Annotated in this window: 15 protein-coding genes and 1 pseudogene; 9 read left to right on the top strand and 7 right to left on the bottom strand. The window is 37.7% G+C overall.

Annotation, left to right across the window (positions count from 1 at the left end; translation table 11 throughout):
• Nucleotides 1-64: 64 nt before the first annotated feature.
• Both H5R88_RS08145 and H5R88_RS08150 read left to right on the top strand, forming a co-directional pair.
• Nucleotides 65-1,315, top strand: coding sequence for a DUF2075 domain-containing protein (locus H5R88_RS08145; protein ID WP_182578932.1), 1,251 nt, complete (start codon nucleotides 65-67; stop codon nucleotides 1,313-1,315).
• A 2-nt stretch (nucleotides 1,316-1,317) separates the two neighbouring features.
• Complete coding sequence (locus tag H5R88_RS08150; protein ID WP_182578933.1) at nucleotides 1,318-2,010, top strand: TVP38/TMEM64 family protein; 693 nt, start codon at nucleotides 1,318-1,320, stop codon at nucleotides 2,008-2,010.
• 64 nt (nucleotides 2,011-2,074) lie between these two features.
• Here the strand turns inward: H5R88_RS08150 and H5R88_RS08155 are convergent, their stop codons facing one another.
• Nucleotides 2,075-4,588: an excinuclease ABC subunit UvrA gene (locus tag H5R88_RS08155; RefSeq protein WP_182600757.1), complete on the bottom strand. Its 2,514-nt coding sequence runs from the start codon at nucleotides 4,586-4,588 to the stop codon at nucleotides 2,075-2,077.
• A 202-nt stretch (nucleotides 4,589-4,790) separates the two neighbouring features.
• Here H5R88_RS08155 and H5R88_RS08160 point away from each other — a divergent pair, with 202 nt between their 5' ends.
• On the top strand, nucleotides 4,791-5,183 hold the full coding sequence (locus H5R88_RS08160) for a VOC family protein (protein ID WP_182578935.1): 393 nt from the start codon (nucleotides 4,791-4,793) through the stop codon (nucleotides 5,181-5,183).
• A 106-nt stretch (nucleotides 5,184-5,289) separates the two neighbouring features.
• Here H5R88_RS08160 and H5R88_RS08165 read toward each other — a convergent pair whose 3' ends face one another.
• Nucleotides 5,290-6,102 carry a YdcF family protein gene (locus tag H5R88_RS08165; RefSeq protein WP_182578957.1) on the bottom strand — a complete coding sequence of 271 codons (813 nt, stop codon included), beginning with the start codon at nucleotides 6,100-6,102 and terminating at the stop codon, nucleotides 5,290-5,292.
• Nucleotides 6,099-7,835 carry an ABC1 kinase family protein gene (locus H5R88_RS08170; protein ID WP_182600758.1) on the bottom strand — a complete coding sequence of 579 codons (1,737 nt, stop codon included), beginning with the start codon at nucleotides 7,833-7,835 and terminating at the stop codon, nucleotides 6,099-6,101. The genes H5R88_RS08165 and H5R88_RS08170 overlap by 4 nt, the downstream gene beginning before the upstream one ends.
• A 138-nt stretch (nucleotides 7,836-7,973) precedes the next feature.
• On the opposite strand from H5R88_RS08170, the gene H5R88_RS08175 reads away from it, so the two are divergent.
• Nucleotides 7,974-9,335 (top strand): hemolysin family protein, encoded by a 1,362-nt coding sequence (locus H5R88_RS08175; protein ID WP_182600759.1) that lies wholly within the window; start codon nucleotides 7,974-7,976, stop codon nucleotides 9,333-9,335.
• A 57-nt stretch (nucleotides 9,336-9,392) separates the two neighbouring features.
• Here the strand turns inward: H5R88_RS08175 and H5R88_RS08180 are convergent, their stop codons facing one another.
• A complete protein-coding gene (locus tag H5R88_RS08180; RefSeq protein ID WP_182600760.1) occupies nucleotides 9,393-9,821 on the bottom strand; it encodes a CopY/TcrY family copper transport repressor in 429 nt (142 codons plus the stop codon).
• 154 nt (nucleotides 9,822-9,975) lie between these two features.
• Here H5R88_RS08180 and H5R88_RS08185 point away from each other — a divergent pair, with 154 nt between their 5' ends.
• The gene (locus H5R88_RS08185) at nucleotides 9,976-11,364 is read left to right on the top strand and encodes a DHA2 family efflux MFS transporter permease subunit (RefSeq protein ID WP_182578938.1); all 1,389 of its coding nucleotides are present in this window, start codon (nucleotides 9,976-9,978) and stop codon (nucleotides 11,362-11,364) included.
• A gap of 49 nt (nucleotides 11,365-11,413) precedes the next feature.
• Here the strand turns inward: H5R88_RS08185 and H5R88_RS08190 are convergent, their stop codons facing one another.
• The 3 genes from H5R88_RS08190 to H5R88_RS08200 all read right to left on the bottom strand — a co-directional run bounded on the left by H5R88_RS08190 (nucleotide 11,414) and on the right by H5R88_RS08200 (nucleotide 12,930).
• Nucleotides 11,414-11,869: a DUF441 domain-containing protein gene (locus H5R88_RS08190; protein ID WP_042746096.1), complete on the bottom strand. Its 456-nt coding sequence runs from the start codon at nucleotides 11,867-11,869 to the stop codon at nucleotides 11,414-11,416.
• 70 nt (nucleotides 11,870-11,939) lie between these two features.
• Complete coding sequence (locus H5R88_RS08195; RefSeq protein ID WP_042746107.1) at nucleotides 11,940-12,356, bottom strand: cupin domain-containing protein; 417 nt, start codon at nucleotides 12,354-12,356, stop codon at nucleotides 11,940-11,942.
• A 97-nt stretch (nucleotides 12,357-12,453) separates the two neighbouring features.
• The gene (locus tag H5R88_RS08200) at nucleotides 12,454-12,930 is read right to left on the bottom strand and encodes a flavodoxin family protein (RefSeq protein ID WP_182600761.1); all 477 of its coding nucleotides are present in this window, start codon (nucleotides 12,928-12,930) and stop codon (nucleotides 12,454-12,456) included.
• A gap of 42 nt (nucleotides 12,931-12,972) precedes the next feature.
• On the opposite strand from H5R88_RS08200, the gene H5R88_RS08205 reads away from it, so the two are divergent.
• From H5R88_RS08205 to H5R88_RS08220, 4 genes and pseudogenes are all read left to right on the top strand, one after another.
• Nucleotides 12,973-13,857, top strand: coding sequence for a LysR family transcriptional regulator (locus tag H5R88_RS08205; RefSeq protein WP_182578940.1), 885 nt, complete (start codon nucleotides 12,973-12,975; stop codon nucleotides 13,855-13,857).
• A gap of 45 nt (nucleotides 13,858-13,902) precedes the next feature.
• Nucleotides 13,903-14,739 (top strand): annotated as a pseudogene (locus tag H5R88_RS08210) (aldo/keto reductase).
• 193 nt (nucleotides 14,740-14,932) lie between these two features.
• On the top strand, nucleotides 14,933-15,199 hold the full coding sequence (locus H5R88_RS08215; RefSeq protein WP_003666221.1) for an ACT domain-containing protein: 267 nt from the start codon (nucleotides 14,933-14,935) through the stop codon (nucleotides 15,197-15,199).
• A 24-nt stretch (nucleotides 15,200-15,223) separates the two neighbouring features.
• Nucleotides 15,224-16,567, top strand: a complete 1,344-nt coding sequence (locus H5R88_RS08220) for a PFL family protein (protein ID WP_182600762.1) — start codon at nucleotides 15,224-15,226, stop codon at nucleotides 16,565-16,567.
• Nucleotides 16,568-16,604: the final 37 nt, after the last annotated feature.

The following is a 16,604-nucleotide window of genomic DNA, read 5'->3' on the forward strand; positions in this document are numbered from 1 at the left end:
AATTGACGAAATTCATGCATTTCGATACCATTAAATAGAGTAATTCGTTAAAAAGGAAATAGCTATGAAAAATATTGATAATGCCGCAACTAACAAAATCTCACCATTTAAAAAATTAACTACAGAGCAAGCCCAACTCGTCAATGATATTATTTCATTTACTAAACAACATCTAACACAAAATCATCCAGCAATATATACAGTTTATGGGGATGCAGGTACTGGAAAAAGTGTAATTCTATCACAATTATTCGTGCGAATTCAAAAAGAAGCGCGAACACAGCAAAATTCAGTCCTTTATCATACTAATAATTATTTTCTTGTTAACCACCCAGAAATTCTAAAAGTCTATAAAGAAATTGCCGGGTCAATAAAAGAGTTATATAAAAAGGATTTTGCTCGTCCCACCTCATTAATTAATCAATTGGATAAACAAAACCAAACAATTGATATTGCCATTATTGATGAAGCGCACCTTTTATTATCTAAACCAGATCATTATAATAATTTTTACCATGATAATCAGCTTGTTGAAATTATTAAGCGCGCGAAAGTTGTTATAATTGTCTTCGATCAATACCAAGTCTTACGGATGAAAAGCCTCTGGACCCCTGCGCGACTGCAAGCAATCACAAGCCAATATCCGCATAAAGATTATCATTTAACGCATATGTTTCGCATGAATGCGAGCGATGACTTAATTAAATGGTTTAATGAATTTACTAACTATAAATTAACACCTTTGCCTGCATCCGCTCGTGATCATTATGATTTTAGAATTTACAGTGATGCTGAGGAAATGCGAAAGGCAATTGTGCAACGTAATAAAGAAGTCGGACTTTCCCGAATTCTTTCCACATCAGGATATCCCTCAACACTCGATGGCGGTAAACACTACATTGAAGAAGGTAGATTTAAAATGCCATGGGATCAATACAACTATACCGTTACCCCTTGGGCTGAACTACCGCAAACGATTAATGAAGTTGGCTCGATCTATACTTGTCAGGGGTTTGACCTAAATTATACAGGTATTATTATTGGTCCCCCTATTAGTCAAACTCCTCACACTACCCAACTTCAGGTTAATTTAGATCGTTATACCGATGTTGAAGCATTTAAAAAACGTGACGACCTAACTGATCCAGCTGAAATTAAGAGTTTAGAAAAAAGAATGATTATGAATTCTTTGAACGTTTTATTCAAGCGTGGTGTATATGGAACTTATCTTTACGCTCATGATCCGCTTTTACGACATTCTCTTACCTCCCTTTTTAAGAAGGCTGGGTTTATGCTACCAAAGGAGGAAAAATAATTATGAAAGAGCGTAAATTAAATAAAACGTGGCTGATCGTTGGCGCAATTATCCTCGCTGTGATCGTTCTCTACTTCATTTATCGAACATATAAGCCAGAAATTAACCTGTTGCTAGATTTTAATGCTCATAATAAGGCCAAGCTTCTCCATATGATTAGAAGTCATGGTTTTACCGATATCTTCCTTCTCGTAGCATTAATTGGCATCCTAAATGCGATTCCTGGAATGTCTAATTCCGTTGTTTGTATCTTTGCAGGGTTATGTTATGGACCAATTGTTGGTTTTCTGATCAATTGGGTTGGCAATATTTTAGGGAATTCTACCGTAATGAGTATCATTCGAAAGATCGACCTCTCCAAACGGGTAAAGAAAAATAAGATGCTGCATTACCTCTTGCAACAAAAGCATCCCTTAATTGCACTTACAATCGGCTTTATGATCCCTATTATTCCTAGTGTCCTTGTAAATTATGCTGGTGCTCGTTTAAACGTTAGTCGGAAACACTACTTGGCCATGGTAACCGTGGGAATGGCCCCGACTTCCTTTCTCTATGCCTTTGGTGGGGATGCTATTTTCAAGGGTAACATTAGACGACTGATCGGTGTTGCAATCGCCATTTTAATTTTAATTGGCTGTTACTTACTCGTTCGCAAAATTTGGCAAAGCCATGAAGAAAAAGCAGTTACAAAATAATTAGCTTAATAAAAAAACAAGGCCCCAAACACTCGGAAAGTTCGAATGCTTGGAGCCTTTATCTTTAATTAAATCTTGACCAATATTCCGCCAAATATTTGCTGGTTAAACTTTCTGGCTTTTGAATAAGAGCTAACGGATTTCCCTGAGCAACAATTTTTCCACCATTACTACCACCACGCGGACCCATATCAAGCATATAATCTGCGTTAATAATCAAATTTAAGTCATGAGTAATAGTAATGATTGTAGCTCCCCGATCAAGTAATTGCTGCATTACTGCTAACAGGGTTTTAACATCAAGGGGATGCAAGCCAATAGTCGGTTCATCAAATACAAATAACGTTTCGCTTTGATTATGATTAAGGTGTTTAACAAGTTTTAATCGCTGTGCCTCACCACCAGAAAGGCTAGGTGTACTTTCGCCTAAGTGCAGGTACCCTAAGCCCACTTCATCTAATAACTGTAACTCCCGGGCAATCCTTGGAACTTCTTTAAATACACTCATTGCTGCACGAACATCCAATTTCAAGAGATCAACAATTGAATATCCGTCCCACTTAACTTTTTGGACTTCTTCATTATACCGACTACCCCCACATGTTGGACATGTCTGTTGCATATCCGGCAAGAATTGAATATCAAGAGTCACAACCCCTGCACCCCCACATGTTGGACAGGCTCCCTGCTTATTATTATAAGAAAAGTAAGAAGGTGTATAGTGTTTCTCTTTAGCTAAGGACTGCGCGGCAAATAATTTACGCAGATTATCCATAATACTGGTATAAGTTGCGATTGTTGAACAATTGGTTTTACCGATTGGCGCGGCATCCACACTTACTACTTCTTTTAATGGACTCGATAATTTTGTAACTTGGTAAGGCAATTTAACTCCATTTGCTTGAGCGTGGATCGCAGGTATTAAGCTATCAAGAATTAGGCTTGTTTTACCGGCGCCTGAAAAGCCAGTGACGGCAGTTAGTCGATTAATAGGAATTTCTCCATCAACATCTTTAAGATTGTAATAATCCTTTACTTCAAATGAAATCTCCTGGCCCATTGGTTCGGTTGCTAACGGGCGACCTTTTAATACTGCTGTTCCATTTAAATAAGGGCCAATCTTGGATTGAGGGTTGTCAGCAATTTGCGATGGCGTTCCTGCAGTAAGGATCTTCCCGCCATTTTCTCCGGAACCGGGCCCAATTTCAACAATCCAGTCTGCCTGCTTGATAATATCAACATTGTGATCAACTACTACTAAGGAATTACCTTGGGCCACTAATTCCTTAAATACATTCAAAAGGCCAGTAATATTGTCAGGATGTAGTCCAATTGAAGGTTCATCCAGAATATATAAGACGCCAGTAGTTTGAGTCCGTAGAGTTCTTGCCAGTTGAATACGTTGTAGTTCTCCTGTTGAGAGGGTATTTCCATTTCGCGACAAAGTTAAATAATCAAGGCCAAGTTCAAGCAATGGTCGTAAATTATCATCAAATTCTTTAAATAATGAGGTGGCCATCTTTTTCATGTCTGAAGGAAGGGTAGCTAATACATCCTGCTTCCACTTAATCAATTCACCAAGTGTAAGATCACTAACTTGTGCAATATTTAAACCACCAGCTACCTGTTTTAACAATTCTGGTTTTAACCGTGTTCCATGACAAACTGGACACGTTGAATAGTGGAAAAACTCGCTAATTCGTTTTTGTGCTCGTTCACTCTTACTGCTTTTTGCAGAGGCCAATACTGCTTCATGAGCATTCTCGTATAAGGCATTAAAGTCATGAAAAACACGGCCAGTTCCGGAGCGGAAGTCCATCTTAAACTTCTTTTGTGGACCATTTAAAACAAAATCTTTTTCTTTAGGAGTTAAATCTTTATATGGAATATGGATCCGGACACCTGCCTGTTCAGCAACACTCGGCATAAAGTTTCGTCCAGGGAGATGCCATGAAGCAACCGCCCCCGCGGCTAAACTAAGATTTTCATCCCCGATAAGTTTACTTTCATCCAGTTCACGAACTTTTCCTGTACCGTGACATCGTAAGCAAGCTCCATCGGAATTGAATGCAAAGTCTTCTGCTCCATAGGCATAAAACTTTGTACCACAAGTGGGACATGTCAATTGTCCCATTTCATCTCCACTTTTACTCATTACTTTAGCAATTTCCAGACTTGGTTTTAAACAATGCCCATTGGGACAGACTGGTTCTCCCAGCCGTGAAAAAATTAGCCTAATTACATTTAATATCTCACTCATTGTTCCAACGGTCGCACGTTCAGATGGAATTGATGGTCGTTGTTTTAATGCAAGCGCTGAGGGAATATGTTTAACACTTGTAACATCTGCTTGAGCACCTAGTTTAATCCTCCGCCTCGTGTAAGTGGAAAGTGCTTCTAAGTATCTTCGCGATCCTTCTTCATACAAAATCCCCATTGCTAATGAGCTTTTTCCAGAACCAGACAATCCCGAAATCGCGACAAATTTATGTAATGGGATATTGATATCAATATTTTTAAGGTTATGAACCTTCCCACCCTTTACTTCAATTTGTGTTGGTAGTGTAGTTTCTGTCACAATTCTTTACTCCTTTCATTCCATAGATGGCCACAATAGTAACATGCTAAAAGTTTTATTAGTAAAACTTTTAATAAGAATACCTAAGATGAACTCTCCTTAGATCCACAATTCCTTCATTATACAACATACAACTTTTGCCATTTTAATTTAGAAACTTGTATAATGATATTGACTTAAAAATTTAAGGGAGATTTAGACAATGAAAATGCGACGAATTGATCACGTTGTTTTAACTGTAACGGATTTAGAACAATCAATGCGTTTCTATCATGAAGTATTTGATATGCCGGTAATTAAGGAACAAAGTAATGACGACCTAATTACAATGCGATGTGGGCATCAGCTAATCCGTTTACAGAAAATTGGCCGACCAACTACTTTAAAGGCGACCAATCCAACAATTGGTTCTGCTGACTTATGTTTAGTTGCCGGAGATAGTATTGACGATATTGTTCACCATCTTAATAGCTATTATATTGAGATAATTGCTGGACCAATTGTAAAACAGGGGGCAGAAGGTGAAATGACCTCGCTTTACGTTTATGATCCAGATAATAATCTGATCGAAATTGCAGTATATAAGAATAAATAGAACAAACAGGGTTCCCCCACGACCAATAGGCCTCCAACGTTCAATTTTACTGAACGGTGGAGGCCATTGTTGTACTGCGCTATTCATCTTTTTTATGGACACTATATTATAGCAAAATCAATTCAACTAAAAGTAAAAGGAGCGTACTTCCGCAAAATACCCACCAATGGTCACGGATAATCCCGAGATAGTCCCGCATAAAAGTTAGTGGGCAGTACCGCCAAGGCGTTTTGCTACTAACAAACGACCAGTTTAACCCCATCTTCCTTGCATAAGTCCTCGCACGAAGAACATGAAAATCACTAGTTACTACTACTGTCTCCTGCGACTTAATAAGTTGACTAGCGAAGGCCAAATTTTGCCATGTATTAAGTGCCTGAGTCTCGCAAACTATTTTTATTGCCGGAATTCCACGATCAATTAAGTAAGCAGCCATAACATCTGCTTCAGCTGCCCTTGCTTGCTGTACTGTTCCGCCTGAAACGATAACCTTAGCAGACGAATGCATTTTCCAACATCTTATTGTTTTATCAAGACGCGTAGCTAAAACCGGCGGGACTTGGCCATGTTTAACAGCTGCCCCTAAAACCAGAAAGTCCTGAACTGTAGGAGGACATTTTTGCAGCCGCGTACAACAACTGAAAACACAAAATAAAATTAAATTAAAGGTACTTAAAACATCAATAGTTGTTACTATTAATGCACTTTGCCAACTTACTGATTGGCTAGGTAAATTTTTAAGCAAAAAAGCAAAAATAGGCAGTACTACTGCCAAGTTAATCACCATCAAGGCAAATACAAAGGTATTAAATTTAACTACCTTTGCTTCACTGTTTAAATGGCGGACCAAAATAAGTCTAATTGTGATTCCCCAGCATAAAGCACATATTAATTCATTAACTAAATTTAAATATATCATCGTTTTCTTCGCCAGTTTCGCCATCGATGAATAATTTCTGTAACAACCAAAAGAATAATAATTATGATCGCAATAATATATCCAGATACTCCTAAACGATATATATGCGAATCGGCTGGGGTGCCTTGGACTAATAACGATGACCCCAAAATTACTGCTGCTAAAATAATGGCAATCATAAAACGATTCATTAATCGTTCTATTTGCTTTAAGACACGTTGTTCATTTTTATACTGTAAATCAACCTTTGCATCTCCACTAACAAACGTATCAATCAACTCATTAATCCTTTCCGGCATCTTCCCCATTGCTTTGCTAGCAAGAAAAAGGTTGATTAGGTTATTATCAACAGTAGATCGCCAATTAAGGTTTCGTTTTAAATAACGTCGACCAAATGATTGGGCAACTTCAAGCATTGATATTTCAGGATCCAGTTTAGCAACCGAACTTTCAAGAGTCCCAAATGCCTTAATTAGCATTGTTACTTCTCCTCGCATTTGAAGGTGATTTTTTTTACATAGTTGGACGATTTGGTACAGCATTTTTACAAAATCAATATCGCCAAGGCCAGTTGAAAAATATGGTTGGATAAAGGCGCCTAGTTCTTTATAAAATGTATTTTCATCAACTTCACCAGTCCGATTACAAACATTTAAAACTGCTTTCCCAATTTTTCGCGTATCCTTTGTGTTGATTGTAAACACAATGTCCGCAATACTATTTGCCATGGCTGGACTTAGCCTTCCCATCATTCCAAAATCAAGGTAGATAATCCGGTAATTTGGTAAGCTTTCCTGTTGATCATAGCTAATGGTTATATTATCAATGGTTTTTTCGTGGTGTTTAGTCGTTGTATATTGATTTACTGACTCATCTGAACGTAATTCATGAATCAATATATTTCCCGGATGAGGATCCGCATGAAAATAATGGTCAACGAAAACTTGTTTTAAAAAGTTATTAACGAGTGTAGTAGCAATTTCGTGATTAACGGCTGTTGTCTCTGGATCGTTATCATTTGGCTGCTTAAAACGATAACGAATACTTTCTCCTTCCATTGCCTCATTAACAAGAATCTTAGGTGCACAATAATTCATGTATACCTTTGGAACTAAGATTGGCCCATCACCGTTATTTAATGTATAAAATTCTTTCCCATTTTTTGCTTCTTTAAGAGTATTAACCTCACTTAATAATGAAGTACTGAGTTCATCAATTACTTTATCCAAATCAACTACTGCGATATCTTGCGGAACATACTTAAATAAGACCACTGCTTTTCTTAGCAGGGCTAAATCAGTATTAACAAGCTTACCCACTTCCGGATGTTGAACCTTGACAACAACCGCGGTACCATCCTTAAGTGTCGCATGGTGAACTTGACCAATCGACGCAGAAGCAAAAGGTTTCTCTGCAAAACTAGCAAACACATCATTAATTTTCTTACCAGTTTCTTCTTCAAAGGTTTGCTCCACAGTCACAAAATTATCAGCTTTAACCTGATCTTGTAAGCGGCGAAGTTCTTTAATATATGCTGGTGATACAAGGTCTGGACGGGTTGATAATATTTGGCCAAGTTTAATAAAAGTAGGTCCCAGTTCTTGCAGCGCCTGACAAATAGCTTGTGGATTAGTTTGATGGTAAAAATTACTAACAAAATGATATTTTCGCATCACTTGCATAATCTTACGTAAGCGTGCTGACTTCTTAATTTCTTCTTCATTAGTCGTCATATATCTTCTCCTACTTATTTTTCTTTATTTTAGCATTTTCACTTATAAAAAAATAATTAAACTCCCCCTTCACTACATTTTACTGATACAATAGTAGTCGATAAATTTTTAAGAAAGTTTAGGTGAAATTTTTAAACAATGAATGGTTTATGGAATTCATATTGGGTTAAATTAATTATCATTATTTTGATTTTGCTGTTAGCTGCTTTGTTTACACTTCTGGAGTATTCAGTTGTTAAAGTGCGACCTAGTGAGTTAAAGGAGCTTCGGCAAACACGAAAAGTTAAACACGCAGAGCACATGGTAGCAAATCTTAATGAGTACCTATCAACAGCTCAAGTGGGAGTTACAATGACTTCTTTAGTTTTAGGTTGGCTAGGTGATGAATTTATCACAGATTTGTTACTAAAGATTAATATAATTCCGCACGATATTCTTCAAGCAATTGCACCAGTTATTGGCGTTTTAATTTTTACGTTCTTTCACGCGGTATTTACTGATTTAGTTCCTAAAAACATGGCAATTGATCGACCGGTACCAATTCTATTATCAATTGTTCACCCAGTTCAATTCTTCCATACTGTTTTTTATCCATTTGTTTGGTTATTTGCGGTAGTCGCTGCAGCAATTACCAAAATGTTAGGATATAACGTTCAACCAGAAGAAGACACGTATTCCCAAAATGAAATCATGACCTTATCCCAGCAATCAGAAAAAGCTGGAGAAATGGATAAAGAAGATGTTATCTTTATGCAGCGGGCATTTGAAATGAATGATAAAGTTGCTGAGGATATTATGATTGATCGGACCCAGTTAGCGGTTATCGATATTACGGCTTCAATTGAGGATGCAGCTAAACTTTATTTTGAAAAGAAGTTCACGCGGTTCCCAGTTGTCGCTAATAATGATAAGGACCACATTCTTGGTTACATTTTTGCATATGATATTATGCGTCAAAATCAAATCAACCCCCAACAATCCGTTCGAACAATCATGCGCCGGATCCCAATTGTTTATGAGAATGAACAACTCACCAATGTCCTTGCTGAAATGATGAAAAAACAAGTACCAATTGTTGTTGTCCAAGATGAATACGGTGGTACCTCTGGGATTATTACTGATAAAGATATTTATGAAGAATTATTTGGTACAGTTGGCGAAGAGATTGATCACGCTACCTCTGATATGATTGAAAAGAAAGATCCTGATAGCAAGGGTAATCCAACCTTCGAAGTATCCGGGAAGATGCCATTAGATGATTTTGAACGTTACTTTGATACAAATATCGAACAATTTGATAACTCTGAAGTAACAACTTTAACTGGATTCTTCCTTGAACGGCAGTATGACTTAAAAGTTGGCCAACCAATTAGAGTCGATAATTTCTCATTCACACCTCTTGATTTGAAGAATGCCTATGTTAATAAATTCAAGGTAGTTTACATTAAACCTAAAAAGAAGAAATCATCAGCTGATGAGGATCAAAACAAAGAAAAATAGAGACTAAAAAGGCTTCCCACAATTTAGGAAAATTTCCTAGTTGCGGGAAGCTTTTTATTAGCAATTCATCTGCATATCAGGAATACAGTTGCATTTAACATGGTCCGGCGAATCAGTTATTTTACTTGCCAATAATTCTTGTAATTTAGCAATATCGTCCTTACTAAGGGTTACATTATTAATCACATGTTCAAGGGTGCTTCCAACATGTCGTTCACAAATATTATTAAATAGGTTATCTGCCGCTTGGTCCATTGTTTGTTGTTCGGAAACGAGGGGCTCATAGATAAATCCGCGTCCTTGGCGAGTGGCAGACAAGACTTTTTTGTCAACCAAGCGTCGCAATAAAGTCTTAATCGTTGCTGGTTTCCAATCAACTTTTTTCTGTAAAATTTCAATAATTTGGCTACTGGTTGTTTGCTTTAAACTCCAAACCACCCGCATAATTTGCCATTCAGCGGGAGTTATTTCTAAATCAATATTCATCTAATTCCTCCTGCGTTTACACATGTAAATTATTTGTAACTATATTTTATCATTAATTTACTTACTTGCAAATTACTAATACATATTGACATTAATAATCTGGCTAGTAAACTCAATATTGTTTGACTAATTTTAAGGAGCGCTATATCTACTAATGAAAAATCAACGCATCAGCCATGCATTAGTAATCATGGTATTTGGTACATTTTTCGGTCTTCTCTGTTCAACCTTAATGAACATTGCCCTCCCAACCTTTATGAATGTCTTTCATATCAGTGAGGCGCAGGTCCAATGGGTGACAAATGGGTATATGCTTGTCAATGCCCTAATGATTCCCGTTAGTTCATTCCTCATAAAAAGGTTTCCATTCAAAATTCTCTTTATTATTTTCTCTGGAATTTTTCTTCTAGGAACCATTATCGGAGCGATTGCGTGGAACTTTAATCTAGTTGTGGTTGCTCGGATGATTCAAGCTCTAGGGGCAGGAATGATGATGCCACTAGTAAACGTCTTAGCAATTCGCTATGCAAAACCTGGTAAAAAAGGGCAAATCATGGGAATTATTGGGCTTTCCTTTAATTGTGCACCAATTTTAGGTCCTGCCATTTCTGGCTTTCTATTGCACTTTTTTTCTTGGCGATACCTTTTCCTATTAATTATTCCCTTTGCAGTAATTACATTGCTCCTTTCATTCTTTTTGCTTCCTAAAATCCCTCATAATGAACATCCCCGCTTTAATACATTGGCTCTCATCTTAATTACAAGCGGTTTATGGTCGCTATTGATGGGCTTATCAAATGTTTCAAATAATCACTTGCTTTCATTTAATGTCGCAGGATATGTCCTTATCGGCTTAGTCTTTCTTATGCTTTTCTTTCTTAATCAAAGGCACAGTAATCGTCAGTTAATTAACTTTGGGATCTTCTTACACAAACAATTTGTCTTTGCCACTGTTATTAATATGCTAATTACATCAACAATGTATGGTAATGCAATTTTGATTCCCCTCCTAGTACAGATTGTCTTAGGGAAAAGTACGGTTATTTCAGCCATTGCTGTCCTTCCGGGGGCAATCTTAACGGGCCTACTATCGACAACGAGTGGCCGCTTTTATGACATTTATCCAATTAAGATTCTTGTTGGAACTGGTCTCATAATCGATATCATTGGAACAATTGGCCAAGCCGCAATCGGTGCGCGTAGTTCTGTTCTCATGATTACTCTTTTCCAAACAATTCGACAGTTTGGATTAGTGACAATGTTAATCCCATTACAAACTCAGGCATTATCGTTGCTGCCTAATGAGATTGTTCCCGATGCGGTTGCTACATTTAATACGTTACGACAAATTGCGGCTGCCTTTGGAACTGCCCTCATCGTTTCCATTGTTGGTATTGTTAACCACTTAGTTCACAACCCGTCCTCCCACCTCGGTATTCAAGCCGGCTTCCTTCTATGTTTATGCTTGCTATTAACTTCCCTATACCTTAGCACTAAGCTATACCATAAAATTTCTTCGCAAGAGCAATTAGAAAATGCGTAAAACAAAAACCAAGTGAGATCCATTTTGACCTCGCTTGGTTTTTTGCTATTTAAAAATGCAAATTCAATAGCGTTACAATACAATATGTCATCCCACTCGCGATAACTGGACCGGCAGCAATTCCTTTAAACGCAACCACTCCAATAATCGTTCCAAGTACTAAGGCAACCGTAACTTGCGGAACAGCTGCCAACTGGTTGACGCCATACTTCGATAAGATGGCAACTGCAATACCCATGCCGACTGCAATCCAGCCAGCCGGCGTCTTAAAAGCAGCCCATAAATCATTAAAACCAATTTGCCCCGTCGCAATCGGGATTAAGATCGCAACTGAAATCACTGTCACACCCCAATTAATTCCTTTGTGTTGTATCAGGGGCAACCATTTGGCAGTATAAGGAATCAGTTTCAAAGCCATCACTACTACCGTGGCAATAATCAGTGACGAGTTATGACCAAAGATTGCAATTAATAATACTAAAGCTAAAAAGAGCCAGCTTTCCATTTAATCTCCTCCTCAAACGTTATCTAGTATATCAAAGTTGAGAACGAGGACAAAGAAAGCTGACTAATAACTATTCAGAAAGGCGGTTGTAAGTGGCGTCATCTACTTCTTCACACCATTCGCTAGTTCCCTTCGTAATGGCAATGTGGGAGAACCAACTATCCTTAGTAGCGCCGTGCCAGTGCTTTATACCTTCATGAATTGCTACAACATCACCGGGTTTTAACAACTGCGCTGGTTTACCTTCTTCTTGATACCAACCCTCACCAGCAGTTACTAATAAAATTTGAAAACCATCATGATGAATATGCCAGTTGTTACGACAACCGGGTTCAAAATTAACATTTGAAACATTTACATCAATGTTATCATCAGGAGATACTAACCCATTAAGATAACTTGTTCCAATAAAGTATTTTGCAAATGCAACGTTCTTATCACCGAAACCAAAAAGGTCATTTTTTACTTCATGTTCATTCTTAGCCATCATTACTAACCTCCAATTAATTGTTGGTTTAATAATAAACTCTAGTATTAAGAATGTAAAAAGCTTATTATAAATGGTGAGTTATTCAAAAAATGAATTATAATTTTCGGAGCCATGAAAACAATGATTTTTCATTGAAAGCTGGACTACCATGAGTAAGAATATGGTAGCCGGAAGTGACATTTAACTTACCAGTATGGTTGATGAAGTCCTCTTGATAATCACCTGTGTCACTCCAACCTGTACTAAATGGCGCAATCTTACCAGTGAATTCTTGAAGCTGTTGAAGCAAGGCAATAATCGGTGAGGCAACTCCGCCATTCCAGACTGGTCCACCAACTAAAATCAAATCGTAATATGACAAATCAGGTAAAGTCGTTACTAGTTTGGGATAGGTATGCATCTTAAGTTGCTGCTGATAAATTTTTCCAGTTTCTTCCATATCTAGTGGAAAAGTATCATTAGGAACCTTAACGCTTACAATATCGGCACCGGTTGCTTCATGAATCTTACTAGCGAGTCTAGCAGTATTTCCGAATTGAGAATAATATAAAATCAATGCTTGTTTTGCCATTATCAATAACTCCTTAATATAAATACAAATGAGGGATACTACATGGATACACGTGTATTAAAATACTTTTTAACTGTTGCACAAACTAATAATATCACAAAGGCTGCAGAACAATTACATATTACGCAGCCGACCCTTTCCCGGCAAATAATGGACCTAGAAGCCGAATTAGACATAAAGTTGTTCAATCGAGAAAATCATCGCCTTCAGCTCACAAAAGCTGGCATTCTATTTCAACAGCGAGCAACGACCATGCTACAACTCTTGGACCAAACTGAAAACGACCTTCATCAACAAGAAGAGGCATTAACAGGCGAAATTAATCTCGGCTCAGCAGTTTCGAGTGTCTCTCCTTATATAACGAAACTAATTTCTGAATTTCAAAAGCTTTACCCGAACGTAATCTTTAATTTATCTGATGGAGATGGCGATGTCCTTCGTCGACAACTAGATGAAGGACTCAATGACCTTGTGTGCCTCCTTGAACCTGTTGAGGCTGCTAAATATAATTTTCTCGAATTACCAGTCCGTGAAGAATGGGGAGTAATGATGAAAAAAGAGGCTCCACTTGCCAAGTATTCTACCATTACAAAAGAAGATCTTTACAAAATCCCCTTAATTCTTCCCCATCGTAGTATTGTCCGTGATGAAGTTAGTGACATTTTAAAATTAGATCAAACGCGTTTAAATATCCGTGCAACAACCAGTTTACCTGGAAATACCGTTTCCCTTTTAAGAAATAGTAATTATTATAGTTTGACAATTAAAGGGGTATACGATAACTTCCACGATCCTGACCTTGTTTTTGTTCCCCTTGTACCTAACAAATCGACAGGGGATGTCCTTGCCTGGCGTAAAAATACCATCTTATCTCCAGCAATCGAAAAGTTTCTTCAGTTTGTTAACGAGCAAATTCAAGAATCCTAGCGTTTTTAATGCTCTAACTGATTTAGAAAGGAGAATTTAATTAAAATGAACCAAAATCTACAACCAAAGATAAAATTAAATAATGGTCACCTCATCCCCCAACTTGGCTTAGGGGTCTGGAAAGCCTCACTTGCGGAAACACGGGAAATGGTTAAAGAAGCTATTATTAATGATTATGTCTTGATCGATACTGCTAAACAGTATGGTAACGAAACTGCTGTCGGCTAAGGTATACAGGACAGTCTTGCAACAACTAGTCGTAAGCGTGACAGTATTTTCCTTACTACTAAAATTTTCAATGGTGATCAAGGAGATTATGATAAACTTCGGCAAGCAGTAGAAGCACAACTTAGGAGGCTTCAAACTGATTATGTCGACCTCCTTCTTCTTCATTGGCCAGTCAATGATAAATATAATGAAAGTTGGCGGGCACTCGAAGATATTTATGCTGATGGTCAAGCAAAATCAATTGGTGTTTGCAATTTTAATGTTGAACGAATGACTGATTTACTAGACCATGCCAAAATTAAATCCGCAATTAATCAAATTGAATTCAATCCCCTAATTCACCAATCTAAGATTGTAAAATTTTGTCGAGAAAATAATATTCAGCTTGAAGCCTGGTCACCACTAGGTAATGGTCGTCTTCTTTCTAATGGTGTTATTGAGCCAATCACAGACGAGCACCAAAAGAGTCCTGCCCAAGTTATTCTGCGCTGGGAAATTCAGCAAGGCTTTATAGTTCTTACCAAGACTACTTATCCTCAACGTATGCAAGAAAATGCAGAAATTTTTAACTTTACCCTATCACTAGATGAAATGAAGCAAATCGACAAGTTAGATCAAGAAAAGCATTCTATCTGGTATGATAAGATTAAGTGATCAGGAAATCCTGACGGTGTAGATGACTATATTGGTAAGCCGGGCGCATTTTAGATCTAACCAATTTCACATTTTTTTACCATAAAGGGCACCTTTAAACAAGTGATGCCCTTTTTATTATCTAAAATTTCCTAGAAATGTTCGTTTTATTATATTACAATTAAAATCATTAAAAGAAAGAGAGGATTCTTTAATGAAAGCTGTTGTATCTGTTCTAGGTGAAGACCAAGTTGGAATTATCGCTAAGGTAAGTGCCCTTCTTGCTCAAAAACAAATTAATATTCTAGATGTTTCCCAAACAATTATGGATGGCAATTTCGTAATGATGATGTCTGTAATGATTCCTGAAAATCTTGATAGTTATCAATTAACTAATGAATTTACAGAACTCGGTAAAGAGATTGGCGTTGAAATTAACCTTAGAAATGCCAAAATTTACGATGCCATGCATAATCTTTAATATGTACAGGAGGAATATCCCTTAATGAATTCACAACAAATTTATGAAACTAGCCACATGATTTCTAATGAAAACCTCGACGTGCGGACAATCACGATGGGAATTTCTTTACTTGATTGTATCGATAGTGATAGTACGGTTGCATGTCAAAAGATCTATGACAAAATTACGACAAAAGCAAAGGACCTTGTTAAAGTCGGCCAACAAATTGAAGCCGAATATGGGATTCCGATTGCTAACAAGCGAGTAACTGTTACCCCTATTTCCCTCATTGCCGCTGCTTCTCAAGACCACGACTATGTTAAATATGCTAAAACCTTGGACAGAGCTGCTAAAACATTAGGGATTGACTTTATTGGTGGTTACAGTGCCCTCGTTCAAAAGGGATATCAGACTGGTGACCACACGTTAATCGCTTCCCTCCCTGAAGCATTGGCGGAAACTGATTTTGTTTGTGCATCAGTAAATGTTGGTTCTACTCGTAGCGGAATCAATATGGATGCCGTTGTGCAAATGGGTGAAGTAGTCGTTGCTGGCTCAAAGCTTGATATGATGACAAATGCTAAACTAGTTATCTTTTGTAATGCTGTTGAAGATAATCCTTTCATGGCGGGAGGATTTCATGGTGTTGGTGAACCAGATGTAGTAATAAATGTTGGTGTTTCAGGTCCTGGAGTTATCAAAACCGCCCTAGAAAAAGTTAAAGGTGAATCAATGGACGTCGTTGCTGAAACGATCAAAAAAACTGCCTTTAAGGTTACCCGAATGGGTCAATTAGTAGGAACTGTTACGGCAGAAAGACTGGGCGTTCAATTTGGGATCGTGGACCTTTCTCTCGCACCAACTGCTGCCGCTGGTGATTCAGTTGCGGAAGTCTTAGAAGAAATTGGAGTCGCCCAAGTTGGAACTCATGGTACAACTGCTGCCCTGGCAATGTTAAATGATGCTGTAAAAAAAGGTGGGATTATGGCCTGCAGTCATGTTGGTGGTTTATCAGGCGCATTCATCCCCGTCTCTGAAGATGCTGGCATGATTAAGGCAGTTAACGCTGGAACGCTAAATATTTCTAAATTAGAAGCAATGACTGCGGTTTGTTCCGTTGGTCTTGATATGATTGCCATCCCTGGTGATACACCAAAAGAAACCATTAGCGCAATGATTGCTGATGAAGCGGCGATTGGAATGATTAATAATAAAACCACTGCTGTCCGCGTGATTCCCGCACCTGGTAAAAAAGTTGGTGATACGGTTGAATTCGGCGGTTTGTTAGGATATGCCCCTGTAATGGCAGTTAACAAAGCCACAAGTACCGCCATGATTAACCGTGGTGGACTTATTCCCGCCCCAATTCATAGTTTCAAAAATTAATTTTAAAAGAATAGCGAGAGATTAGGAATCCCTAGTC

It is taken from the genome of Limosilactobacillus agrestis, assembly GCF_014145585.1.
Classification (GTDB): Bacteria; Bacillota; Bacilli; order Lactobacillales; family Lactobacillaceae; genus Limosilactobacillus; species Limosilactobacillus agrestis.